Source organism: Sphingobacterium multivorum (assembly GCF_900457465.1).
Classification (GTDB): domain Bacteria; phylum Bacteroidota; class Bacteroidia; order Sphingobacteriales; family Sphingobacteriaceae; genus Sphingobacterium; species Sphingobacterium multivorum.
On sequence record NZ_UAUU01000011.1, the window covers coordinates 1,538,881 to 1,564,446 of the forward strand.

General features: G+C 38.6%; 23 protein-coding genes. 15 read left to right on the top strand and 8 right to left on the bottom strand.

Annotated features, from left to right (window positions below):
• Positions 1 to 42: 42 nt before the first annotated feature.
• Positions 43 to 261: a hypothetical protein gene (locus DTA23_RS23965; protein WP_046672939.1), complete on the bottom strand. Its 219-nt coding sequence runs from the start codon at positions 259 to 261 to the stop codon at positions 43 to 45.
• A gap of 294 nt (positions 262 to 555) precedes the next feature.
• Between DTA23_RS23965 and DTA23_RS23970 the strand changes: the two genes are divergently transcribed.
• From DTA23_RS23970 to DTA23_RS23980, 3 genes are all read left to right on the top strand, one after another.
• Positions 556 to 1,296, top strand: coding sequence for a histidine kinase (locus tag DTA23_RS23970; RefSeq protein WP_083295901.1), 741 nt, complete (start codon positions 556 to 558; stop codon positions 1,294 to 1,296).
• Positions 1,286 to 2,008 (top strand): LytR/AlgR family response regulator transcription factor, encoded by a 723-nt coding sequence (locus tag DTA23_RS23975; protein WP_201303549.1) that lies wholly within the window; start codon positions 1,286 to 1,288, stop codon positions 2,006 to 2,008. The genes DTA23_RS23970 and DTA23_RS23975 overlap by 11 nt, the downstream gene beginning before the upstream one ends.
• 177 nt (positions 2,009 to 2,185) lie before the next feature.
• Positions 2,186 to 4,453 (top strand): cation:proton antiporter, encoded by a 2,268-nt coding sequence (locus DTA23_RS23980; protein ID WP_112376232.1) that lies wholly within the window; start codon positions 2,186 to 2,188, stop codon positions 4,451 to 4,453.
• A gap of 63 nt (positions 4,454 to 4,516) precedes the next feature.
• Here the strand turns inward: DTA23_RS23980 and DTA23_RS23985 are convergent, their stop codons facing one another.
• A complete protein-coding gene (locus DTA23_RS23985) occupies positions 4,517 to 5,641 on the bottom strand; it encodes a DEAD/DEAH box helicase (protein WP_070565335.1) in 1,125 nt (374 codons plus the stop codon).
• Between the two features lie 187 nt (positions 5,642 to 5,828).
• Entirely contained in the window at positions 5,829 to 6,020 is a 192-nt protein-coding gene (locus tag DTA23_RS23990) for a cold-shock protein (RefSeq protein WP_046672944.1), read from the bottom strand.
• A 574-nt stretch (positions 6,021 to 6,594) separates the two neighbouring features.
• Between DTA23_RS23990 and DTA23_RS23995 the strand changes: the two genes are divergently transcribed.
• Positions 6,595 to 7,878, top strand: a complete 1,284-nt coding sequence (locus tag DTA23_RS23995) for a Gfo/Idh/MocA family protein (RefSeq protein ID WP_112376233.1) — start codon at positions 6,595 to 6,597, stop codon at positions 7,876 to 7,878.
• Between the two features lie 84 nt (positions 7,879 to 7,962).
• Here the strand turns inward: DTA23_RS23995 and DTA23_RS24000 are convergent, their stop codons facing one another.
• The 3 genes from DTA23_RS24000 to DTA23_RS24010 are packed head-to-tail and all read right to left on the bottom strand — an operon-like array spanning position 7,963 to position 9,869.
• Positions 7,963 to 8,580: an alpha/beta hydrolase gene (locus tag DTA23_RS24000; protein ID WP_070565331.1), complete on the bottom strand. Its 618-nt coding sequence runs from the start codon at positions 8,578 to 8,580 to the stop codon at positions 7,963 to 7,965.
• A 24-nt stretch (positions 8,581 to 8,604) separates the two neighbouring features.
• Positions 8,605 to 8,904: a GNAT family N-acetyltransferase gene (locus tag DTA23_RS24005; protein WP_112376234.1), complete on the bottom strand. Its 300-nt coding sequence runs from the start codon at positions 8,902 to 8,904 to the stop codon at positions 8,605 to 8,607.
• 38 nt (positions 8,905 to 8,942) lie between these two features.
• Positions 8,943 to 9,869 (bottom strand): ring-cleaving dioxygenase, encoded by a 927-nt coding sequence (locus DTA23_RS24010; protein ID WP_112376235.1) that lies wholly within the window; start codon positions 9,867 to 9,869, stop codon positions 8,943 to 8,945.
• A gap of 363 nt (positions 9,870 to 10,232) precedes the next feature.
• Between DTA23_RS24010 and DTA23_RS24015 the strand changes: the two genes are divergently transcribed.
• From DTA23_RS24015 to DTA23_RS27280, 11 genes are all read left to right on the top strand, one after another.
• Positions 10,233 to 10,718 carry a nuclear transport factor 2 family protein gene (locus tag DTA23_RS24015; RefSeq protein WP_112376591.1) on the top strand — a complete coding sequence of 162 codons (486 nt, stop codon included), beginning with the start codon at positions 10,233 to 10,235 and terminating at the stop codon, positions 10,716 to 10,718.
• Between the two features lie 130 nt (positions 10,719 to 10,848).
• Complete coding sequence (locus DTA23_RS24020) at positions 10,849 to 11,673, top strand: glycoside hydrolase family 16 protein (RefSeq protein ID WP_070565327.1); 825 nt, start codon at positions 10,849 to 10,851, stop codon at positions 11,671 to 11,673.
• 165 nt (positions 11,674 to 11,838) lie between these two features.
• Positions 11,839 to 12,417: a helix-turn-helix domain-containing protein gene (locus DTA23_RS24025; protein ID WP_070565659.1), complete on the top strand. Its 579-nt coding sequence runs from the start codon at positions 11,839 to 11,841 to the stop codon at positions 12,415 to 12,417.
• Between the two features lie 184 nt (positions 12,418 to 12,601).
• A complete protein-coding gene (locus DTA23_RS24030; RefSeq protein ID WP_112376236.1) occupies positions 12,602 to 13,942 on the top strand; it encodes a DUF5690 family protein in 1,341 nt (446 codons plus the stop codon).
• Between the two features lie 32 nt (positions 13,943 to 13,974).
• Positions 13,975 to 15,129 carry a TIGR03364 family FAD-dependent oxidoreductase gene (locus DTA23_RS24035; protein ID WP_112376237.1) on the top strand — a complete coding sequence of 385 codons (1,155 nt, stop codon included), beginning with the start codon at positions 13,975 to 13,977 and terminating at the stop codon, positions 15,127 to 15,129.
• Positions 15,130 to 15,456: 327 nt separating this feature from the next.
• A complete protein-coding gene (locus DTA23_RS28135) occupies positions 15,457 to 16,881 on the top strand; it encodes a GAF and PAS domain-containing protein (RefSeq protein ID WP_218565459.1) in 1,425 nt (474 codons plus the stop codon).
• Positions 16,841 to 19,378, top strand: coding sequence for a response regulator (locus DTA23_RS28140; RefSeq protein WP_218565460.1), 2,538 nt, complete (start codon positions 16,841 to 16,843; stop codon positions 19,376 to 19,378). Before DTA23_RS28135 ends, DTA23_RS28140 begins: the two co-directional genes overlap by 41 nt.
• 4 nt (positions 19,379 to 19,382) lie before the next feature.
• Positions 19,383 to 19,739, top strand: coding sequence for a response regulator transcription factor (locus DTA23_RS24045; RefSeq protein WP_070570518.1), 357 nt, complete (start codon positions 19,383 to 19,385; stop codon positions 19,737 to 19,739).
• A 4-nt stretch (positions 19,740 to 19,743) separates the two neighbouring features.
• A complete protein-coding gene (locus DTA23_RS24050) occupies positions 19,744 to 20,811 on the top strand; it encodes a hypothetical protein (RefSeq protein ID WP_112376238.1) in 1,068 nt (355 codons plus the stop codon).
• Entirely contained in the window at positions 20,805 to 23,990 is a 3,186-nt protein-coding gene (locus DTA23_RS24055; RefSeq protein ID WP_112376239.1) for a sulfatase-like hydrolase/transferase, read from the top strand. Before DTA23_RS24050 ends, DTA23_RS24055 begins: the two co-directional genes overlap by 7 nt.
• Complete coding sequence (locus DTA23_RS27280) at positions 23,987 to 24,226, top strand: hypothetical protein (RefSeq protein WP_172462446.1); 240 nt, start codon at positions 23,987 to 23,989, stop codon at positions 24,224 to 24,226. The genes DTA23_RS24055 and DTA23_RS27280 overlap by 4 nt, the downstream gene beginning before the upstream one ends.
• Here the strand turns inward: DTA23_RS27280 and DTA23_RS30670 are convergent.
• Positions 24,131 to 24,541, bottom strand: a complete 411-nt coding sequence (locus DTA23_RS30670; RefSeq protein WP_370445168.1) for a YaiO family outer membrane beta-barrel protein — start codon at positions 24,539 to 24,541, stop codon at positions 24,131 to 24,133. The two genes, DTA23_RS27280 and DTA23_RS30670, sit on opposite strands and share 96 nt — an antisense overlap.
• The gene (locus DTA23_RS24060; protein WP_256604647.1) at positions 24,441 to 25,466 is read right to left on the bottom strand and encodes a YaiO family outer membrane beta-barrel protein; all 1,026 of its coding nucleotides are present in this window, start codon (positions 25,464 to 25,466) and stop codon (positions 24,441 to 24,443) included. The genes DTA23_RS30670 and DTA23_RS24060 overlap by 101 nt, the downstream gene beginning before the upstream one ends.
• Between the last annotated feature and the right edge of the window lie 100 nt (positions 25,467 to 25,566).

A 25,566-nucleotide genomic window follows, 5' to 3' on the forward strand; every position in this document is an offset into this window, starting at 1 on the left:
AGCTTCCAAGAAACTTATTTTATTTGCTATCAAGTCGTTTGTCTACTCTTCATATAGACGACTTGCTTCGACGCCATGGAGCGCAAGCTCCGATTCGATTTCCGTCGGGTTTAATCGAATGCCTTCTATGGTTAACAGATTGTAAATAGAATCCAAGTCGATTTTCCATTCGTGGATGCCATTCAGTTTTTCAACAGCTTGTTTAATTTTGTCTACAAGACTGGGATGTTGTGCATTAGTTTCGAAAATGAGCTTTTCCATAGTGTTTCATATTAGGCCTGATTAAAAATCAGGCGGGTTTAACCAAAATAGCGTAGACAATCATTTGATCGGCTAATTACAATAGTCTCAATATAAGGATAATAATCTGAAATTAATGTTTCAAAGTGACTAAATTGTAATGAAACTGTTAATTTTTGTAATAAATACATGAGAATTTTACAGTGCTGTATTTTGTTTAGATTGCTCAGATTTCATTTGATCGTTAACGAGTTTGATTATCCAGGTTTTCTGCAACTGGTTTTTCGTTTAGAATGAAATTTTAACTAAGTTTGGATGAACATGACAACTGAAATCTCGAATATAATCATTCTATTATTGCTGACCATTGTTGCTGTAGTATTGGTTTTGTTTCTATTGTTAAGACAAAAATACCGGAAATTAGAGGTCGAAAATAGACGACAAAAAGATCTTTTTAATCGTATGGACAATCAAAAGATAGCACATTTCCATCGGGCTCAATTAAATCCACATTTGCTTAAAAATTCGTTGAACGGAATACTTTCCCATGCTTATCAAACCTATTATACGATGGACAAATTGGCCATGGTATTGGATTACGTGTTGTATGAAAGCGAAGATGAGCTCGTTTCACCAAAGGCCGAAATTGAATTTGCCCGCAATCTCATTGAGATTAATAAAGTTAAATTAAGCCCTTTATTTGATATCCGCGTAAAATTTGATATTGATGAACTAAATGACGCTATATTGAACACACCTTCTTTTGTTCCTCTGATGTCGGTTGATTTAATTGAAAATGCGTTTAAGCATGCGGACTTTCACGGTCCGGATTCTTTTATCGCAATCATGTTGACCTTTAAGAACGGTTTATTCGAATTAGTTGTAAACAATCGAATATCAAAACGTTCACCATTGCAAAAGTCTAAAAGTGGAATAGGTAGCAAAACCTTGGAAGAGCGTCTCATGTTGTATTATCCAGGTAGACATCATCTGCGCAGATTTGTAGAAAATGATGTTTATACTGCCCACCTTCAAATCAGATTGTATGCCGATTGAAAAAAATTTGAAATGTATTCTTTTGGATGATGAAATACCAAGCTTGAGATTTTTGAAAATGCTATGTGAACAGATTCCTGGCTTGGAGGTGGTGAAAACTTTTAATGATCCAACTGTATTATTGAGTGAATACCGCAAGTTGAGTTTTGATTTTTGTATTCTGGATATTGAAATGCCGGAATTTAACGGATTTGATCTAGCCATAGAGCTAAAAGACTTTCCAATTGTGTTTTCTACCGCATATAAACAATATGCGAGCGAGGCATTTGACATCAACGCAGTAGATTATATGCGTAAACCACTGTCCTTGGAACGTCTTCAACAAGCCATTATGAAGGTTGAGCAGCTAATCAGCAAGCGATCTGAAACTGTCTCATTTGCGCAATTTAATACGAATAAAGGAAAAACAGTATTGTATTTCGAACAAATTAACTATGTTCAAATAGCTGAAGTAGACAGCCGGGATAAAACAGTTTATTTGGCGGATGGTTCATTTATTTTATTGAAAAATATAAGCTTTGATAAGCTGATGGAGATCTTGCCTGAACAGGATTTTATCCGTATCAATAAAAAAGAGATCATTGCAGCCAAGATCGTCAAATTTTTCTCGGCTGATGAAATTACAAGCACTTTGTTGGACGAACAAAATCTACCCCTTGTTTTTAATTTGGGCGAATCGTACAAGAAAATGTTTTTCGAGAAATTCAGTTGATTACAAAATTCTTTTGGTTCATTACATATTTTCTTAGACCTACCTGCTGAAAGGCATTAAAACTGCAACAGAATTATATTTTTGTTGAGAATGTATTTTATCCCCCCTTTGTTTAAAGAATATTGGTCGGGACTTAGTATGCTATTGTCATTATATTTATTTTAATTGCCATTGAAGATGAGGAGATATAGGAATACAATTTTCTACGTAGTGTTAGTGGGTACATTACTCGGTGTGATGTATTGGGTGATTCATTTGGGGACACAGCTGGAGGCTCCAGAGCTGCTGCGTGGACAGAAAACAAGTCAAGGTGCCTGGAACGATTTTACATCAACCTTATTCCATAGTCTGCAGCATCCGCTAGCGATATTACTGGCGCAAATCGTGACAATCATTATAGCTGCACGTATCATGGGCTGGATTTGCATAAAGATTAAGCAGCCTGTCGTCATAGGAGAGATGCTCGCCGGTATCATATTGGGGCCATCGTTGCTGGGACTCCATTTTCCCGAATTTTCGCATACACTTTTTCCTGTAGAATCGCTTAGTAACTTGCAGTTTCTGAGCCAAATTGGGCTAATCTTATTTATGTTTATCATTGGAATGGAGCTGGACCTGAATGTGCTGCGAAATAAAGCGCATGATGCTGTTGTCATTTCTCATGCAAGCATTGTGATCCCATTTACGTTGGGAATTTCACTGGCTTATTTTTTATACCTATTCCATCCACCCACAAATGTAGAGTTTCTATCCTACAGCTTGTTTATTGGTATTTCCATGAGTATAACAGCGTTTCCTGTTCTTGCTAGAATTATACAAGAAAGGGGATTGCAAAAAAGTAAGTTAGGTGCAATGGCGATTACCTGCGCTGCTGCAGACGATATTACAGCTTGGTGTATTCTGGCTGTCGTGATAGCAATTGTCAAAGCGGGTGATTTTGCTAGTGCATTATATACCATCGGGCTGGCTGTTGCCTATGTGCTCATCATGATTAAGATCGTTCGTCCATTTTTGATGCGCGTTGGAGAGGTAAAAGGAAGTAAAGAAGCACTAAGTAAGCCTGTTGTTGCTATTTTCTTTATTGTGCTGTTATTGTCGGCTTATGCGACCGAAGTAATCGGAATCCATGCACTTTTTGGAGCATTTATGGCCGGAGCTATTATGCCCGAAGGGAGTCGATTCCGGACAGCATTTATCGAAAAAATCGAAGATGTTTCAACCTTGTTACTATTACCTTTATTCTTTGTCTTTACAGGTCTCCGCACGCAGATCGGTCTGCTTAATGACCCTCAGTTATGGATGATTACCATTGGGATTATTTTGGTTGCGGTTATTGGTAAATTTGCAGGTAGTACGTTAGCGGCGCGCTTTGTGGGTCAAAGCTGGAAAGATAGTTTGAGTATTGGTGCCTTAATGAACACGCGGGGGCTAATGGAACTTATCGTCCTCAATATTGGATACGATCTTGGCGTTTTAAGTGCTGAATTATTTTCGATGATGGTTGTAATGGCGTTGGTCACTACTTTTATGACGGGACCATCTTTAGATTTAATCAATTTCCTCTATCGACCTAAGAAAAATTCACTACAGGAAGATTTCCGTGATAAATCAAAATTTAAGATTCTATTGTCTTTTGCGAAAAGTAACACGGGGATTTCACTATTGTATCTGGCTGATGCTTTAACATTGAAATCAAAAAAGAACGCTGAAATTACGGCATTACATATTGAGCCTGCCAACGAATTACATCATTATGAAGTGGAAATCCAGGAGCTGGATAGTTTCCGTGAAATCAAGCAGGTGGCGATGCAGATTGAGCAACCGATCCAGACAATTTTTAAAATCTCCAGTGATATTGACAGCGAGATTGTTCAAACTTCCAATGAGCGCAATCAGGACTTATTATTGTTGGGTGTCAGTGAATCAATTTATGAGGGAAGCTTACTGGGGCGTTTTTTAGATTTTACTACCCGGATTGTGAATCCCGAGAAGTTATTCCATACGGTTACAAATGCAGAGTCTCCTTTCATGACTTTCGATCGAAATCAGCAAATCAATGCTAAAGTAAATGCACAGGTAGGTATCTTAATCGATAAAAATTTTCTAAAGGCAAAGCGTGTGGTTGTTCCTGTTGTCTTAAAAAACGATGAATTTCTTGGTGAAATGATACAGCGTCTAATACAGCATTCCGATGCTCAAGTCATTGTGTGGGATCTCAACCAAGTGCTGAAAACCAATGAGAGCTTTAAAGAGAAATTGAGGCAATTGGAACAACTTGTACCAAATCATCTTACAATAACTGAAAAAGAGTTAAACCGTGAGACCTGGCAGGAGCAAGACTTAATGTTGATCAGCCTTCCCAGCTGGAACAAAATTGTCAATAAAAAAGTACATTGGCTTCCTTTCACGCCATCGACACTGTTGATGGCAGATCGCAAACCATAAATAAAACATAAAAGCCCCTAAATCCAATAATTTAGGGGCTTTTACTTGAGGTTTTATAAAGATCTATTTATTGATCTTTTCTATTTTGATTTTTAGTCCGATTAATTTTTCAATATCAGCTAAATATGGTCTTTCTTCTACATCGCAAAAAGAAACGGCTTTTCCTTCCTGGCCAGCTCTTCCTGTTCTTCCGATGCGATGAACGTAGGTTTCCGGTACATTAGGGAGATCATAATTAATCACAAGGGGGAGTTGTTCGATATCAATTCCTCTTGCAGCAATATCGGTAGCGATCAATATTTTAAGATGACTGTCCTTAAATTCACCTAGCGCTTTTTGTCTCGCATTTTGAGATTTATTTCCGTGAATGGCTGCTGCTCTCAAACCATTTTTCGCAAGTAACTTAACGATTTTATCCGCTCCGTGTTTTGTTCGGGAGAAGACAATGGTACGCTCATGCTTCAGCTTTTTTAGTATGCTCGTCAATAATTTGATCTTATCCTTCTTTTCAACAAAAAATACAGATTGATTGACTTTCTCGGCCGTTGAGCTTACCGGGGTGACGTCAACTTCAATAGGTTTATGTAATATGCCATGTGCAAATTTACGGATATTGGGTGGCATCGTTGCCGAGAAGAATAATGTTTGTCGTTTTGACGGAACTTTGGCCAGGATCTTTTTGATGTCATGAATAAAGCCCATGTCCAGCATATTGTCCGCCTCGTCCAATATTAAGATTTCGATTTTATCTAGAGAAACTATTTTTTGATTCATTAAATCCAGTAAGCGGCCTGGGGTAGCTACAAGAATATCGACGCCCTTTTTAATTTCTTTAACTTGTTTTTCTTGGCTTACACCACCGAAAATAGTGCAGTAGTTTAGTTTTAGATATTTCCGGTATAAGTTTATATTGTCTCCAATTTGAATGGCTAGTTCACGTGTTGGCGTAAGGATCAAAGCCCTAATCGGAACGAGCTTACCTGAAGTCTTAGTTTCTTCAAGACGTTGTAAAAGCGGAAGTGCAAAAGCGGCGGTTTTGCCTGTTCCCGTTTGTGCACAACCAATAAGATCGTTGCCTTGCAATACAACTGGAATGGCTTTCTGTTGAATTGCAGTGGGGTGTGTGTAGCCTGTTTCTGTTATTGCTTTTAAAAGCGGAGCGATTAAACTGAGTTGTTTAAATTCCATAAATAGTATGTTCGAATTTTGTCTTAAATAAAACCTTTGAGAATCCTTTTTATGCTTTTATTTGAAAACTAAAAGTCTTCAACGGAAAAGTAAAGGATTGCTGAAAAATTGTAAAGGAAGAATAGGAAAAAGAAATGGGATAAGTCATTAAGAATTACCCCATTAACAAGAAAGTGTATTTTTTGGATTACGCCAATTTTACATTTGTAGCGCTGATCCCCTTTGGAGTTCTTTCTACATCATAAGTTACAACGTCGCCTTCAGATACTTGGTTTTTAAGCGCAGAAACGTGTACGAAAACATCTGCACTACCATCCTCTGGTGTAATAAAACCAAAACCTTTAGTTTCATTGAAAAATTTAATTTTACCTGTATTCATTATTTTTAATTAAGTGCGGCAAGGTAGGCATAATAAATGATTAATCTTTTATTTTTTTTAAATGAATTATAAAATGTGTTATGTAACTGAGGCTTTTTTTGAAGAAGATGTTGATTGGAACAGCGCTAGAGGAAGGAAATTATTGAACATAAATGCCTAATAAAACACAATCCCTCCAACCAATGTAACATGATCAATTAATAATTCCATTGTTAATAGTATTATTAATTATTTAGATAAATATTTTTTAAAATGTTTGTTCTTCGTGAAATTAGTATTAACTTCATGCGCCCCTCCCAAGGGCATGTTTTTCATAGGTAGATGTATGGTCGAGTGATTCTAACTCGACCATTTTTTCGTTTTGTCCATAAGGTTCCACAACAATTGTCGATATATATTTTACAATGCTTTTTGCGAGCACCTAAATTCATTTTTGTATTTTCATCGAAGCAATTTGTTTTTAATAATAAAGAACGTAATTCTTGTTAAATGGCATTCATCCAAGCATATGTAGTCTATTCATATTTGATATTTAGATGATATCCGTTAAAAACAAAACTTAAACCAATATCCAATGAATAGAAAAGATTTTATCAAAACGTCTACTGTTTTAGCTGCTTCAACTTTTTTTTTAAATGCGAAAGGTTCAACCTTTTTAGATCAATCCATCCGGGTTGGATTAATTGGTGTAAATGGTATGGGCTGGGCTGATTTGAATGCGTTGTTAAAGAATGATGGCTTGGTTTGTACCGCTCTTTGCGATGTGGATGAAAATATTCTTAAAAAGAGAGAGGAAGAACTTCAGAAAAGAAACATACATGTCGAAACATTTGTAGATTATAAAAAAATGCTCAACAGCCCAATGGTGGATGCGGTCATTATTGCAACTCCGGATCATTGGCATTGCCTGCAAATGATCGATGCCGTAAATGCGGGGAAACACGTCTATGTCGAAAAGCCTATTGGTAACTCTATCCTTGAATGTCAATTAATGGTTCAGGCGGCAAAAAAGAATAAGGCTATTGTGCAAGTTGGACAGTGGCAACGGAGCCAGCAACATTTCCAGGACGCCATTGATTTTGTTCATTCGGGTAAATTAGGTAAAATACGATTGGTGAAAGCTTGGTCTTATCAGGGGTGGAAAAGTGCTATTCCCATTGTACCCGATGAACCTGTTCCCGCAGGTGTGCATTATACGGAATGGCTAGGCCCGGCACAAAAAAGACCATTTAATTCGAATCGATTCCACTTTAATTTCCGCTGGTTTTGGGACTATGCGGGTGGTTTGATGACAGATTGGGGCGTGCATATGTTGGATTATGCTTTACTGGGGATGAAAGTTTCTGATCCAAAATCCATCATGGCCTCAGGAGGTAAGTTCGCATTCCCGGACGATGCTGGCCAAACGCCTGATACCATGACTGCCGTATATGAGTTTGAGGGCTTCAACATCCAATGGGAGCATGCTAAGGGTATTGATCTCGGACCTTATAATCGTAATCATGGTGTCGCATTTATTGGTAACAATGGTACGCTGGTGTTGAATAGATCGGGATGGGAGGTCATTCCAGAAAAAGGAAGGATGGAAGCGGTCTCTATCCAACCTTCTTTAGACAATGGCTTGGATAAACATATGGAAAATTTTGTGGCTGCCATTCGCCAACGTAATCCACAAATACTCCATGCACCAATTGAAGTAGGAGCCCATATTGCCATCTTTTCTCAATTGGGAAATATTGCATTTAGGACAGGACAAAAACTCTATTGGGATAAAGAACAACAGCATTTTACTGATCAGAAAGCGAATAGGTACCTGGCATCAGTTTATCATAATGGCTATAAATACCCTAAAGTCTAATGTGTCGAAAAAATTGGTTGTTGATTAATCATTTTAATCAACAACCGATGGATCACTCTTACCAATGGATCATTTCTGTCTTTCTTAAAGAACGAATTCGTTTGCAAGATCGATCTCCTCGCGGTTGATGGAGTGGCCTGCGTTTTGATATACCATGAGCTTTACATTGGCATTCATTTGTTCTAAGATGGCTACTGTAGCTTCCACCCGTTCAAGAGGAACATGGAAATCTGGATCGCTAGTGCCTATAAAAATAGGTGTTTGAGCAAAGTCACCCTTGTAATTATCCCTGTTAATTTCTTCACCGATTACTCCGCCAATAATTGCTATAGCACCACCATAGCGTTGCCCATGCCGTGTAAGGTATTCTAGTGTTAAACAGGCACCCTGAGAAAAACCAAAAAAATAGATGTTTTCGGTGAGGATTCCATTGGCTAAAGCTAGTTTGACCGTATGATCGATCAGATCAATTGCAGAACTCAACCAGGGTTCGTTCTCTTGTACGGGAGCAATAAAAGAATAGGGGTACCAGCTGTGATTTTCTGCCTGTGGTGCAAGTAACGCAAAATTATCGACATGAAGATAGGATGACATACCAAGGATGTCTTCTGCACTTCCCCCACGACCATGGATCATGACGATGGCTTTTTTTGCCTGTTCCAAACTTTGCCCAGCCGTTTTAATATTGATTGAATGACTCATTTTGTCCCTTCTTTTTATGGTAATTTATACCGTTTTTTTAAACCAAACATCCTGATAAAGCTCTGGATGACGATGAAACTGTGCGTTTACATAAGGACATAAAGGAACAATTTTCATGTTGTTTTCACGCGCATGAGATACCAATTTCTCAAGAAGTATTTTGGCAAATCCTCGGCCTTCATAAGCTTCGTCTACCTCTGTATGGTAAACAACTAAATTTCCGTCAATGATAGCGATGCTCATTAAACCTGCTTTGTGATCGTCGGAGAATAATTGGAGCTCCCCACGTTGACTTTTGTCTAATACAATTTCAGTTCTTTCCATAACTTCTTCTTTTGTAAAATGATGTTTATAAACTTTTATTAATCGATTTTTGGCAATGTCTGTTCAATCTGCGAACGATAGCTTTCATATTGTTTTGGCAATTTGAGTGCCGCTCCTAAAGTGGATAAGGGTTCATCTACTGTAAACCCGGGATTGTCTGTCGCGATTTCAAATAAGACACCGCCAGGTTCACGAAAATAGAGTGAGAAAAAGTAATCTCTATTTATTTTTTCTGTGATATTCAGCCCTGCCGAAAGGACCTTTTCGCGATACTCCATCAATACATTATCATCCTTTACCCGGAATGCGATATGATGGTTTGTGCCGGCCGCATTTTTGCCATAGGGCAGATTTTTATCCGCTATTATGTCGACAATGTTTGCTGTTTCAATGCTGTCAGTTGTTAATCTATAGCGGTTCTCATCCTGCTGATGAAACGAATAACCTAAAATATCGGTCAATACGCGTATAGTTGGATCTGCTTCTTTTAATGAAAGCGTGACATTATGGAATCCTTTTAGCGCATGATCTGCATTGACGTCGGTAGTTGTCCATGCCTTTCTAGGGTCGTGAGTTTCAATAAACTGAAGTTGCAATCCATCGGGATCATTAAATGAAATCAGCTTCTCTCCAAAAATCTCATTTTCCTTTAAACTAATCTGATGTTCCGCTAAGCGATTTTTCCAGAAATCCAAACTCCCTTGAGGTACGGCATAGCCAATATGAGTCGCCGTTCCCGCTCCCGGAGTACCCTTTCCGATACCTTCCCAAGGGAAAAACGTAAGAATCGTTCCTGGTTCGCCCTGTTCATTACCGAAATAGAAGTGGTAGGTGCTTGGGTCGTCGAAATTAACTGTTTTTTTGACAAGGCGTACGCCCAGTACTTTTGTATAGAAATCGAGATTTCGCTTTGCATTGTCTGCTATCGCCGTAATGTGATGTAGTCCTAATATTTTATTTTCCATAGCTGATAATTTTATTTTCTTAACTGACGTAAAGTTACATCGCGCAATAAGGAATTTTATTGAACTAGATTAATAAAAGCGATAATTGTCATTTTTGTTTTTATAGCAATACTGATTTTTGAAAATATATAAAAAACACCTGAAGTTGGGGACTTCAGGTGTTTAACCTAACCAATTATTAACCTAAATTTATGAAATGTATATTTCTGAATATTATACTATAGGAATAAATCCAATTATCATGCCAATATTTATAATGTAAAAGACCTCAGACAAAAGCTGTTTATATTGTATAAATTAGGTAAATTGGAGTGTGCTAAGGTGAGGTGTGAATCGATGACTTCAATTAAAATGGATTTAAAGATGAAAAATAGAATAATGGTTAAGGTTATGACTTTCTCTGTTTTATTGCTAACGCTGGGTTGTCAGCAACCTTCGACAGATGAATCCAAAGAAGCTGCGCAAAAACAACTTGACGAAAACAAAGAGAATAAAAGAATCGTTTTAGATTTTTATCAGCAAATGTTTGGTGATAAGGATATTTCTGCAGTTGACAAGTACATTTCTCCTCAGTATATCCAACATAACCCCGCTGTTGCGGATGGGGCAGCAGCGTTTAAGCTCGCTGCGACAAAGTGGTTTGAAGGGCAGCCTAAGACAAAGATTGATGTACAGCATATTGCTTCGGACGGCGACTTGGTCTTCATACACCTAAAAAATAAGAATCCAGATGGTAGCCTTAAATCGACAATCGATATCTTCAGATTGGAAAAAGGTAAAATCGTAGAGCATTGGGACGCGCAGCAAGATGTACCTAAGAACGCGGCAAATGCTCACCCTATGTTTTAAGGACTTTGCGCAATCTCATTTTTTGCGTTTGAATCTTTGTTTCTATTAATTTTTAGCGGAGTTGTCGGTTATGGTAATTTATGTCTAAATTTAGGCCTAAATCATTTTTTGCGAAACCACTATTTTAATTATGAAGAGAGTCCTAAGCCTAAGTTGTTTTTTCTTACTGTTTTCTGCATGTAGTGTTCATTATAGTCCAAAAGAATATCCTTATGTGTATATGCAAAAGAAGGATCGTGAGCTTAAAGAATGGAAGCTGGTATGGGAAGAAAACTTCAATTCCCCAAAGCTAGATAGTAGCAAATGGTCCCGGATTCCAGCAGGGGAAGCCGATTGGAATCGGCATATGAGCATGGATGACGCCTGTTTTGGATGGGAAAATGGTGAGTTAATTCTCAAAGGAATAAAAAATACAGACAAAAATAGCGATTCAAGACCATTTTTGACAGGCGGGATATGGAGCAAGGGGAAGTTTGCTTTTCAGTACGGACGCATAGAAATCAGAGCCAAGCTAGGAAGTGCAAAAGGAGCATGGCCTGCCATGTGGATGCTGGCGGAGTTGGACAAGTATGGGAAATATCCTAGAAATGGTGAAATTGATATTATGGAGCATCTTAATTTTGACAATATCATATACCAGACCACGCATTCCTATTATACGTTGGATCTGGGGCAAAAGGAGAATCCGAAACATTTTGGTACCGCTTCGGTCAACACTGACGCGTATAATATATACGGTATAAGCTGGTATCCCGACCGTATCGTATTTCAGTTAAATGGTGTTGACACCTTTACTTACCCAAGAGTTGATGGTGTAGATCCCTCTCAGTGGCCTTATGATCAACCCTTTTATCTTTTGATTGATCAACAGTTGGGCGGAAGCTGGGTTGGTGAAGTGAATCAAGACAAGCTACCCGTTGAGATGCGTGTTGACTGGGTTAAAGTTTACCAATAGTACTCACCAATGCTGAGCAAAATGAATGATGAAAAAAAATCTACTGTTATTGAACCTCAGTTTTCTGAGAACAGTAAAATATCATAATTTTATAGGTGACCTATGATTAAGTGATAAAAACTTAATATACACGACATCATAAAAATGTTTACTTTTGGCTAAGTTATGGAAGATAATACGATATTCAAGATTAGCAATAAAATTAAGGAAATTCGAAAAGAAAAAGGAATTACCATACAGGAAGTTGCCGATAGAGCGGGTGTAAGCAAGGGGCTTATTTCGCAGATTGAAAATAACAGAACAATACCCTCCTTACTCGTATTGATTAATATCATCAATGCATTGAATATTGATCTTAACGAGTTTTTTAAAGATTTTAATTCTGAATTGGATTCAGGCCCTGTGGTCGTTCGGAAAAAAGATACGTATAGTCCGTTTGAAAAAGAGTCGGCGATAGGTTTTCATTATAAACGGATTTTTACAACTGCGATGGATAGTTCGACCATGGATATTGTTCTTTTGGAGTTGCTTCCAGATGCAGAACGCCCCATGGTGGAGACCGAAGCCTATGAATATAAATATATCATTAGCGGACAGGTGGAGTATATCTTCAATGATCAAAAAATTAGCTTAGCGGAGGGCGATTCGATTTTCTTTAATGGACGACTATCACATACACCGCGCAATGTTGGAAATGGAAAGGCCGTCATGCTAATTGTATACTTTTTTGAAAATAAGAAATAGATAATAACACGTTAAGTATTAAAGCATCATTGAATCATTCAGTGATGCTTTTTTTATTTTATACTTTTCGTATTAAAAATGGATAATTATATTTGTTTATAAATACTTAACAAAAGTTTAGTCTTGTGTTAATTTCCAAAATTTACTTTTGATTGCGGACGATGAGGTCTGTTAACAAGTTTAGATGATGGAGTTAAACCAACGAATAAAACGACGCATAAATAGACTGGATGAGAAATCTGTGGCTATTGTTCTGGCTGTTACAGCATTTTTATGTTATACGAGTATGTATTCATTTAGAAAGTCATTTACGGCATCTGCCTTTGCAAATGATACTATTTTTGGTGTCGATTATAAAGTCTGTATGGTGGTCATTCAAATGCTGGGCTATTTGTTGTCAAAGTTCTATGGCATTAAATTTATTTCTGAAAGTAAACAACGTAATAGAGGACGGTATTTAATCGCATTGATTTGTATTTCATGGATAGGGCTTTTGGCATTTGCACTTTGTCCAAGGCCTTGGAATGTTGTCTTTCTTTTTATCAATGGTTTTCCATTGGGAATGGTTTGGGGATTGGTATTTAGTTATTTAGAAGGAAGGCGTTTTACAGAGATTATGGGGGCAGTAATGTCCGTGAGTCTGATTTTTGCTTCTGGACTGATAAAAACTGTTGGACGGTGGTTGATGTCTTCTTTTCATATTAATGAATTTTGGATGCCATTTTTGACGGGTTTACTTTTTTTTCTACCCTTTATTTTGTGCGTATGGATACTTGAAAATGCCCCAGAACCTACAACGGAGGATAAGAAGCTACGGACAGAACGCGTTGCAATGGACAGTCAAATGCGAAAACACTTTTTTAAAACCTTTATGCCCGGGATTGTATTGACTATTATCGTGTACACGATGCTTACTATTTTACGTGACGTGCGGGATAACTTTGAGGTAGAAATCTGGCAGATGTTACATGTAAAAGGAGCGGGTATTTTTGCAAAAGTTGATGGGACTATTTCCTTAATTGTATTGCTGTTGGTCAGTTGTCTTATCATGGTTAAAAACAATCTTAAAGCGTTTAAGTTGATTCACTATATGATCATTATGGGGTTCCTTACTGCAGGTATTTCTACCTATTTGTTTACGAGGCAATGGATTGATGGTTTAAGTTGGATGTTGCTCGTCGGTTTGGGGTTATATATGGCATACATTCCTTATAACGCTATATTTTTTGAAAGAATGATCGCTACATATCGTATGAAAAGTAATATTGGTTTTGTGATGTATATGGCTGATTCAATCGGCTATTTGGGTAGTTTTCTGATATTGGTGAACAAAGAGTTTATGCCAAATTCTGTTACTTGGGGAAATTACTTTATTCAATTGGTTTTTTCGGCGTCTATTATCGGAGCGATTTTGGGCATCTTCTCCCTACTTTATTTTATTCGAAAAAAAGAGCAGATGAAAGTAAGCGACGATGAGTTGTTGGCTCCTTGGCATGCGACAAAAGGAGAAGTACAAATTAGTTAACTATACTTTTTTATGATATTCTATTTATAAAGATGAAAACAAATACATATGATTTAATTATTGTTGGGGGCGGGATTTTAGGGACCTTTCATGCCTATCATGCGTTACAAAAGGGGTTACGTGTGCTCCAACTCGAAAAGGATAATTTTCCCGTGGGATCTACCGTTCGTAATTTTGGACAAGTAGTGCCATCGGGGATGGCCGGTGAATGGTTTGATTATGGTGTACGTGGACTTGAAATATATCAATCTATTCAGCGGGAAATGGATATATCCGTTAGAAAAAATGGTAGTATCTATATTGCTTCAGATAATGATGAAGTTCAGGTACTTCATGAGTTGTCTAAGCATTATCAAGCGAAAGGATATGAACATGAACTTTGGTCGAAGGAACAGGTTTTATTGAAATATCCTGTGATGAATGCTAGTTATGTTAAAGAGGCTATCTTTTTTCCGCAGGAACTCAGTGTAGAACCCGAGTCAATGATTAGACAGCTGCATATTTATATGCAAAATAAGTTTGTGGACTATACGTTGAAATACGATACGACAATTGTGGCCTGCGAGGATAAAAATGATGCTGTTGTTGTCACAAGCAGTACGTTGCAAAACTTTGAAGGGAAGAAATTGCTTATTTGCAATGGATACGAGTTTAAAATTTTATATCGTTCCTTATTTGACAATAGTGGACTTGAAATTAGCAAGTTGCAAATGATGAGAACGAAACCTTTGGCCCATATCCATTTGCCAGGGAATATTTTAACAGGACTGACCATTCGTCGATACGAGAGTTTTGAAGAATACTGCCCATCTTTTCAAACAATTCCATTGCCCGATCACTATCAGGAGCTACGCAATTATGGAATTCATATACTTTTTAAACAGGCCACGGATGGTAGTATTATTATCGGTGATTCGCACGAATATGCAGCGGGCAACAGACTTGATGAATTGGGCTTCGCTGTGAATTCCTATATCAATGAATTGATGATTACAGAAGCCAACCGTATCATGCCGATGGAGCGTGCCTCGATTTCATCCTCTTGGGCAGGTTATTATTCGCAGCACAAAGATCATATTCTTGAAATCGACGTTAGCTCAAAGATACATGTTAGAACCGGTATCGGAGGGAAGGGAATGACAGCAAGTGCCGGCTATGCCGAACAGAGTATTGAAAAACTTTTTTAACTTATACCTATCGCAGAGCCCCGCTATCACATTTAGCGGGGCTCTTTCGTTTTTAAGCTATTTTCTGGATCAATTTATCCAAATGCACTGTAGAATTAAAGTTCCCGCTTTCTTAATAAGGTAAAAACGATATAAAATTCAATTAGTAAATAACTAAATTATGAAGAAGGTGTATGGATAATCTTTTTATAGCACCAAACTATTTTTGCAGTTGATTGTTCTTTATAAAACATTTATCTGAGCAATATTTCCTTATTGTTTAGGCGTTAAACAATGTTTTTATTAACTTCACGGTCACAATAAACCAGATCTAAATAGTAGAAGTGAATGGCAAATAATGTTTTTCCTGAAAATGAGTTAAGAAGGATAGAAAAATTAAAGTCCTATGAGTTAATGGGACTCGGGAAAGACCCTGAGCTGGATGTTTTTGCGCAGGCGGCCTGTCTGATTACAGATTGTCCCGCAGCGTTAATTGCCATGATGGAGCAAGACACACAACGTATTCAAAGTTGCGTTGGTATGGAGCTGGATACCGTTGACAGGAAGAATACAGTCTGTCAATACACCATAATGAGTAAGGAGGTCCTCGTCATTGAAGATACTTTTGAAGACCCACGCTCGTCTTCCAATCCATTGATTCGCGAGGGAAATATCCGTTTTTATGCCGGCGTTCCGCTCCTGGATGATGATGGCGATGCGCTTGGAACGATCTGTGTCATTGATTTCCATCCGAAAACGCTTTCGGATAAACAAAAAGACTCGTTGGAGGAGCTGGGCAAGGCAGTAACCAAAATATTATTGGGAAAAAAACGAAAAGTTCAGGCTGGTTATTTCTCCGAAATTTTTCACTTGACGAACAATATTATTTGTGTATTGGATGAGGCGCGCAAGGTAAAAGAAGTTAACCCCGCATTTAGTAAAGTCCTGGGATTGTCCAGGTCGAATAGTTTAGGCAAATCTATTTTTACCTTATTGGGAGATATTGAAAGGGAATTAGTGTCGGACTTAGGTCGGGTTGAGGAAACCAAATACGGCGTTCAATCAACGAGTAGGACTAAAATAGAGAATGGCCAAGTTGTTGAAATTGAATGGCATTTCAAATATGATCCAATAAATCATGATATTCTGGCTTTTGGCAGAAACGTAACAAAAGAGCGCGAAGAAAAACTCAAGTTGGAGAATTCTGAACGTAGATTCCGTAGCTTTTTTGAAAATGCGATCGGTCTGATGAGCATGCATGACTTGGACGGTAATATTCTATCCGTTAATGAAAAAGGAAGGGAGATATTGCGGTATGCCAAAGAAGAGGTAAAAGGACTTAACCTCAAGAAATTGGTGCCGTCTCATCATGTCGGTCTTGTTGAAGAATATCTCAAACGTATTGCAAGCAACAAAGAGGACTCGGGAATGATGGTTCTTCAAACAAAAGATGGTGAAGACATTTCTTGGCTATACCATAATATGTTGGAAACGGATGAAAATGGACGATCTTATGTTGTCAGTACGGCCTTGAATATGACGGATCGACTGCGCCTTGAAAATGATCTTTTGCATACCAAACAAATCCTGGAGCAGACCAATGCTGTCGCTCAGGTAGGCGGATGGGAGGTCAATTTAGCTGAAAACAAGGTCTATTGGTCCGACTCCACGAAGTTAATTCATGGTGTGGATCCTGATTTTACACCTGATTTTGAACATGCAATCGGATTTTATGAGCCAGAAAGCCAGGTTATTTTGCGTGGAATTTTTTGAAAACGCCGTTAAAACAAGAACACCTTATGATACCGAATTGCGTCTATTAAAACAAGATGGTGAATCAATTTGGGTGCGGGTAAAAGGTATTCCCGAATTTGAAAATGATGTGTGTAAACGTGTTTTTGGAATTATTCAGGATATTGATAAAAGTAAATCGCTATTCTTGGAACTGGAACGCAAAGAATCTATGTTACGGGCTTTTGTGGATTATGTTCCTGCTTCGGTTGCTATGTTTGACCGAGACTTTAACTATATTTCGGTGAGTAATCAATGGTTGGAAGATTTTCACGAAGGAGTAAGTTTGCCGCCAAATAGTAACTTTTTTCAATTGTTTCCAAATATACCGGAAAATAGAAAAAAAATCTACCTTGATGCGCTGGAGGGAATACCGTATAAGAATACGGATGAAGTCATACAGGCTGGTGGACTTGCCGAAGCACAACATTTCAATTGGGAAGTAAGACCGTGGCATCTCGCTGATGGAAGTATAGGTGGGATCATTATTTTTACACAAAATATCACTGAATCGGTTAAAATAAATGATGAATTAAAATTAGCGAAAGAGTTGGCCGATCTGGCGAGTAAGGCAAAGTCCGAATTCCTCGCCAATATGAGTCACGAAATTCGAACGCCATTGAACGGTGTGATTGGATTCTCCGATTTGTTATTAAAAACACCATTAAATGACACACAGTTACAATACTTAGGCTATATCAATGAATCTGGAAATAGCTTACTCAATATTATTAATGATATTTTAGACTTTTCAAAAATCGAATCCGGTAAGCTTGAATTATTTGTCGATAAGTATAATGTATATGATGTAGCGAATCAGGTTATTAATGTTGTTCTCTATCAAGCACAACGCAAAGAAGTCGAACTGCTTTTGAACATTGAACAGGGGCTGCCGGCTTTTGTTTGGATTGATGAGGCACGTATTAAGCAAGTATTGGTGAATCTATTAGGTAACGCCGTTAAGTTTACGGAAAAAGGTGAGATTGAATTTAAGATCAGTAAACTTCGCAACGATGAGGATAAATTGACCTTACGTTTTTCGGTTAGAGATACGGGGATAGGAATTCCACCAGAGAAACAACAACGCATCTTTGATGCCTTTACACAAGAAGATAGCTCCGTCAGTAAACGATACGGCGGCACGGGACTAGGCTTGACAATCTCCAACAACCTCCTGAAATACATGGGTAGTAAATTGAATCTGGAAAGCGAACTGGGCGTCGGATCGACGTTCTATTTTGATATCGAGGTCCGATGCGAAGAAATGGAGGAGGAAGATACAGACTTACCGTTAAATCGTGTCCTCGTTGTCGATGACAATGCTAATAATCGGATTATCCTTCAACATATGTTGGCCTATAAAAATGTTGAGTCTGTCCTCGCAGAAAACGGTATGGAAGCCTTACAGTTGCTGATGAAAGGTGAACGATTCGATGTGATTTTAATGGACTATCATATGCCTATCTTATCGGGTCTGGAAACGATAGAAAAGATTAAGGAACTCTTTAGAAAACAAGAAGAAGGCATTCCATTGATTGTATTACATACTTCCTCGGAAGAGCATGAGGTGATTTCTGCATTTAGACAGGAGGAGCGGTCATTTTGTCTACTTAAGCCAATTAAATCTGAAGAACTGTATTCGACTTTAAGAAGGGCGATACAACAAAATAGGGAAGATGCTGTGCAAGTAAAGGCGAATGCAAACTTATCGTTATCATCAGATTCGTACGGTCAAGACGTTCAGGTGCTCCTGGCAGACGACAATGCCGTTAATATGGCGCTTAATTTACGCATGATGGCTAGTATCATGCCTGGCGCCCAGTTAACCGAAGTTTCTGACGGAGCCCAAGCCATTCGTGCTTGCAAAGAGAAACAATTTGATTTTATTTTGATGGATGTTCAGATGCCCGAGGTCGATGGTATTGAAGCAACCAAACAGATCCGGCAAATGTCATCCTATGCTGAGACACCTATTATCGGTGTTACTGCCGGTAATATTTCAGGCGAAAAGGAACGCTGTCTGGAAGCGGGAATGTCAGACTTTCTAGCTAAACCTATTCGTCAACAGGATTTATTCAAGGCCTTGGAAAAAGCCATGTTATCGGTTAAACCCAGTGCTGCCGAAGCCTCGGATCTGGAAGATTTGGACGAGCATCTGGATATGCGACGGCTGGAAGAACAGGCTGGCGATGATCCCGCATTTTTAACCTTTTTTCTGGATTTGGTCGTCCGGGAAATAAAGGGGTCTAGAAAGCAGTTAAAGGAGGCCATTGATACAAACGATATTGTACGCATCAAAGAACTCCTTCATAAGTTGCGGGGAACTTCATCGACAGCCGGACTTATTAAATTGGCTCAAATGACCAAGGACCTTGAGATCAGCCCAACGATTGAAACAGACCTTGCGATCGCTTTTGTGGCAATCGAACAAGAAATGGATATCGGATTGGAATTAATTGCAAAAATCTTAAATAAATAATGATATGTTGATTTTAATAGCGGAAGACGACGAATTGATACTACGTACTGTTGAACACAAATTAGTGAAAGAAGGACACGAAGTGGTGCTGACCAGAAATGGCCGTGAAGCTATCGAGAAAATTAATGAACTGAATTTGGATTTAGTTGTAACGGATATTATGATGCCCTTTGCTTCTGGTATTGAAATTCTTTCGGCAATAAAGAGTATCGGAAAGAAAATCCCGGTTATTGTATTATCGAGTATGGGCCAAGAGGAGGTCGTGGTGGATGCATTTGATTTAGGCGCATCTGATTTTATGGTTAAGCCATTTAGTCCAAACGAACTGATTCTTAGGATAAAACGCCTGATAAATAAATAAAATTATGCACCACCATATCGAGCTACATGAGCTTATTCTGGCGATTGTTATCGTATTGATTTTAGTACTATTATTGATTATCACAGTACTGGGATACAGCTTTTATAGCTATAGAATCCTTCATAATAGGCAATCTTGGCGACAGATCATCGAGTACAAAATTATGGAAACTATAGTAGGTGGCGATGAGAATGGCGATCGAGACCTGGAGTTTGCGAAATACCTGAAGGAACCTTCTTTTCGGGCTCTTTTTTTGGATGTATTAGTTGACTCGGATCGAAAATTTTCTGGTAGAGCGAAACAATCGATCAATAGGTTGTTTCATGATTTTAAATTGGAGGATGAGGCTTGGCGAAAGCTTCGGCATAGAAAAGCTTATCTGGTTGCGGGTGGGGTTCAAGAGCTTGCCGCGATGAATGTTGAACCGGCAATCCCTGAGATAACAGACAAGCTTAATGATCCCCGTACTGCGGTATATCAAGAAGCACAATATGCGATCGTAAGTTTTAAGGGATATGAGGGACTTGGTTTTTTGGACCATTTCGATCGTCCCTTATCTGACTGGCAACAATTGCGTTTATTGTTTTCTATTCATGAAATACCCGGGCTTTCGGAGTTACATGTGGATACCTGGCTTAAGAGTTCAAATGATTCTGTCGTCGTATTTACATTGCGTTTGATCCGAAAATTTAGATTGATGACTTTTTATACCGAAGTTTTTAGCCTATTGGATCATCCATCTACGAAGGTTCGTGTACAAGCCATACGAACGTTGCAGGCTATTGAGAACAGTGGGACAATTCAGCAATTTATGCAAAATTTTGATCTGCAACCAATAGAAGTTCAGATCGAAATCCTTAAAGCAATGAAGATTGCCAAAAGTAGAGAAAGTGAGTATTTTCTAAAGGATCAACTGTGGAATCATAACCAAGTGTCAATTAAAATTTCTGCAGCAGAAGTACTCGTTGTACTGGGCGAAGAACAGTATTTGCGCGAGATTTCACAACGTGAAGATACATACGACGAACTTACACAAATTATTAAACACGCTTTGCAAGAGAAAAAATGTTAGAGTTTTCCCATATCGTATACGAAATTATAGTTTGGTTATTTTTGCTTTATTCGGCAGCAGTATTCATTATCTATACTTGGATAGGGCTATACGCTTATGGAGCGGTGTTTCGTTACAAACACAATAATACATTTACGGATTATAGTATTATTGCCACCAACCCCAACGCGCCAACATTCAGTCTGATTGCGCCAGCATACAACGAAGGGATGACCATCGTTGAAAACGTACGTTCATTATTGTCGCTGTATTATCATAATCTGGAAATTATTATCGTTAATGATGGTAGTAAAGACGACTCAATTTTGAAATTGATAGCTTCTTATGAACTTGAACCAACGTCCTTTTTTGTTCAGGGAACTATTGAGACCAAGGATATAAGGGGGATCTATAAGAGCAAAAATCCAGCTTTTAAGAAGCTGATTGTTGTTGACAAGGAAAACGGCGGTAAGGCTGATGCGCTCAATGTCGGCGTTAATATTTCTTCGGGAGATTATATCGTCTGTATTGATGTGGACTGCATTTTGGAACAGGATGCTATTCTAAAATTAGCAAAGCCATTTTTGGAGCAGACCGACAAACGGGTTATAGCCTGTGGCGGCGTTATACGTTTGGCTAATAACTGTAATGTCGTGAACGGTTCGGTGGTCGACGTTAATCTACCAAAATCATGGTTGGGACGTACGCAGGCTTTGGAGTATATCCGCGCTTTTATTTTAGGCCGTATGGCTTGGTCCAGGGCTTCTGGATTAATTCTTATTTCCGGAGCATTTGGCGCTTTTGACCGGGAGATTGTATTAGCGTGCGGGGGCTATGACCGAAATACGGTGGGAGAAGACATGGAACTCGTTGTTCGTATGCGCCGCTATATGGAGGAGCAAAAGCAAGCCTACGAGGTGGTCAACATTCCTGATCCATTGTGCTGGACGGAAGTACCCGAGTCAAAAGAAGTATTGCGTAAGCAGCGCAATCGTTGGATGCGGGGCACGATGGAAACCTTATGGAAACATCGTAAACTTATGTTCAACCCCAAATATGGCCGTTTTGGTATGCTCAGTATGCCTTATTGGTTTTTCTTTGAATTCTTGGGACCCATTGTCGAATTTACGGGCTATATTGTTTTTCTAATCTTTTTTATTCTAGGAATAATCAATTGGCCATTTTTCGTTGCACTATTTGCACTGGTGATTGCTTCCGGAATTTTGTATTCGATCTATGCCATCTTGGTTGATCTTGTTAGCCATCAGGTCTATTCGAAGAAACGAGATCTTTCCACCCTGATAACTACCGCGATACTAGAACCTTTATACTTTCATCCCATTGTTGTTAAAGCTGGGGTACAGGGGGTTGTTGATTACTTTCGTAAGCAGCATGGCTGGGGAGAAATGACACGGCAAGGCTTTCAACAAAAAGATGCCAATGAGTCGGTTTGGAAATACCTTGGTCAGCGATTAACTCTGTCGTTACAGAGCTTAGGACCTGTTATGTTGGTTGTCTTTGCCTTGTATATGTTATCTGTTGGTGTCGAGTGGTGGTGGTACGGTCGTCGATTTTCTCAGCTTTCGGAGTCACATGCCGGGAAATACCTGTTTTTGGATAACATCTTGTTTATCTTTCAATCCTTGGCCTGTTTGGGAATCGGCTATTTATTGCTTCAGTTCATCAGCAGTTTTTGGGCAAGACTTCTTATGGTCATATCGTTCTCGTTTATTGTCGTTATGCAATTCATCTTGTTTTTGTATTTTGGCGAATCGAGAAATTTGCTTGGGGCTGATATGTTCTATTATAGTTCGGAAGAGATGAAGCAAATTTTGGAGGCCAGTGGTATGTTGAGTTTTACCAATATTGCTTTACTTTTATTATTGATCGTAATTTCTTGGGTTCCCCTTTGGGTAGCCAATAAACAGACATTCAAAAAGGCTTATGCGAGTATTGCACTGTTATCTTTGGGGATCATATCGTTTTTTGTCTCCTCGGCTTCGCTTTTGGGGGGGAGCTCCGAAAAAGATGAATTCGTCGCCAATGCAAGCCGGAGTAAGTGGCGTTATTTTTTCGATTCCAATTTCACTAATTACGTGGATGAGCACCCTGGGATGCTCGCTATGTTCAATAAAGACGACGATGATGCAAAAGTGGTAGATACTAAATTTCCCTTTTTGAAAAAAGAGGATACTAAAGATTTCCTAGGGGCATACATGCAGAAAACGGCGAAAGTACCCAATTTGGTCATTCTTGTTATCGAGGGTTTAGGACATGCCTATAGTACTGAAAATGGCTATATTGGCAACTTTACACCTTTTATAGGTACATTGAAGCAACAGTCTTTGTATTGGGATAATAATATGAGTTCCTCGGGTCGGACATTTTCCGTTTTGCCGACCATAACAGGTTCGTTGCCTTTTGCAACACATGGATTCCTGGAACAAGACACCTTGCCTGACAACTTTAATCTATTTAATATTCTGAAGAGTAATGGATTCAATACTGGGTTTTTCTATGGCGGTCATTCTAATTTTGATTTCATGAAAAAGTTCATGGATTATAATAAAATAGATATGCTCATGGACCAAGCCGCATTCGGACCTCCTTATAAAAAATTACCCGAAAAGGGTGGGGAGAGCTGGGGATATGAAGATCAAGCTGTCTTTAGCAAACTTCTTGAAGTACAGAAGGTACAGGAACACCCTTATTTCCATGTTCTTTTGACACTATCAACCCATAATCCGTTTTTGATTAATAATGCGGCTCATTATGAGCAACTATTTGATCAACGTATCGCAACATTGAACTTTACACCCGAACAAAAAAAGTGGGCTTTGGAAAACCGTACCCAGCTTGTTTCGGTGCTGAATCTAGATGATGCGATGGAGCAGTTCTTTAATGAATATAAAAAGAGACCAGATTTTGCAAATACTATTTTTGTCATAACTGGGGACCACGCGATGCCTGAGATACCCTTGCAAAGCAAAATCGATCGTTATCATGTTCCACTGTTGATTTATTCACCACTTTTGAAAGGGCCAAAGACTTTTCATAATTTTGTTAGCCATTTTGATGTCGCGCCTTCCATATTGGCCTACTATCGCGAGAATTTTGGTATGAAAACTCCTACACAAGTTACCTGGATCGTCAGGGCCTTGACAAGGGCACTTCAGCTCAGGGAGATGGCATTGCCATGATGCAGAGTAAAAATCAATTGATTGATTTTGTAAAAGGCAGTTACCATCTTTCCGATGGACAACTGTATAAACTGGATGGAATACTCAATGAAGATGCCACCGCGGATAATGCGAAAGAAGAATTGTCCAAGCGCTTTGAATTATTTAAGCGCAAGAACAAACTCTTTTATACCCAGAAGCGACTTCTTCCAGACAGTGTGTATACAAATTACTTTAATAGAACAAAGAAGAACTAGGAATTTTCGAATATAACCAAGGATGATGTCCAATTGATTTCCTTTCTCTTTTGGCCTGAATTCTTGGTTATAATAGGTGCCTGAAATTGAAAATAGGTTACTTTGTTTCACCGAGAAGTTATACTCGGCACCTACTTTGAATGTCTTTAATTTATAGGAAGCGTTGTCCAATAGATTATTTCGGTTTTCTTCGGGGCTCAGACCCGTTCCGGCACTAAATCCGAAGTAATCGTTTGCTCCTTTTGTATAATAGCGGACTGTTCCCGTATAGGACTGGGAAATATTCTTTTCGCCCGGTGTAAGGTAAGTCCTCAGATTGAACCAAAAGTTTTTGGTAATATTTTCCTACTGAAGCCGTGTACATCCAGATGTTGTCGCTAAAGTAAAGCTGACGATATCCGATCTCTCCCTCAAAGCTGTTCGGAAGATTGGCATAGAGAGACACACCAGTTCTATATTTCGCAAAAATCCCCACATTATTGGAGTATCCAGCACCCACGTAGAGGTAAAATATCTTTGAAAGACGCGGATAAGCCTCCATCTCGAATTGTACGCCGTTTTCTGCAAATTTATTTGCATAGTTGGTCCTGAAAATAACTGATCCTATGGGGGTTGCCCGCTTATAACTTAAGCCGACAATGTGCCAATTATGATCAAACTGTTTGTCAAAATAGACGAAGTTGTAGGTCAGACCGATTGCGTTTTTAGCCGTATATTCTTCAATACTTTTTGCCAGTGCTCGAGCTTCTGTGTTTTTAGGATTAATTGCCAATAAACGATGAATTGCCTTTTCGGCAGCTTCATAATGATCGTTGCCATAACTAATTTTACCTTTTAACAGAAGTAGATCCTGCGACTGCGGATGTAGGCTAAGCCCTTTGTCTGTAATTGCAATAGCTTTGTCAGTCTGATCATTCCAATATTCCAATGAGGCATAGGCTAAAAAGAAATCTTCATCAGTTGTGTTCTTTTTGTCCAGTTCTGTGAAGATGGTTCTTGCCGAATCAATTTTGTCCGACCAGGTATAAAGCCGTCCGAGAAAGATACTGATATCCGAATAATCCGGTGCTTGAAGTAGCGCCTGTTTGGATAATTGAATGGCTTGCGGATAATCTTTTGAATCAAAGGCTACCTTTCGCGCTTTTACAAAGAGATCATCAGCAGTGAGTTTAGTCTCTTGCGCAATTGAAAATAAGGGTAATAAAGAGAGGGAGAGTAATGGATAAATTACTTTTTTCATTCCAGATCGTAAAGTTGACATTTAAGCTTGCTAATATATAAACTAAAATTAGCAAATTTTGTTTGTCTGCTTTTGTTTTAAAATAAATTTTTGAGCTCTT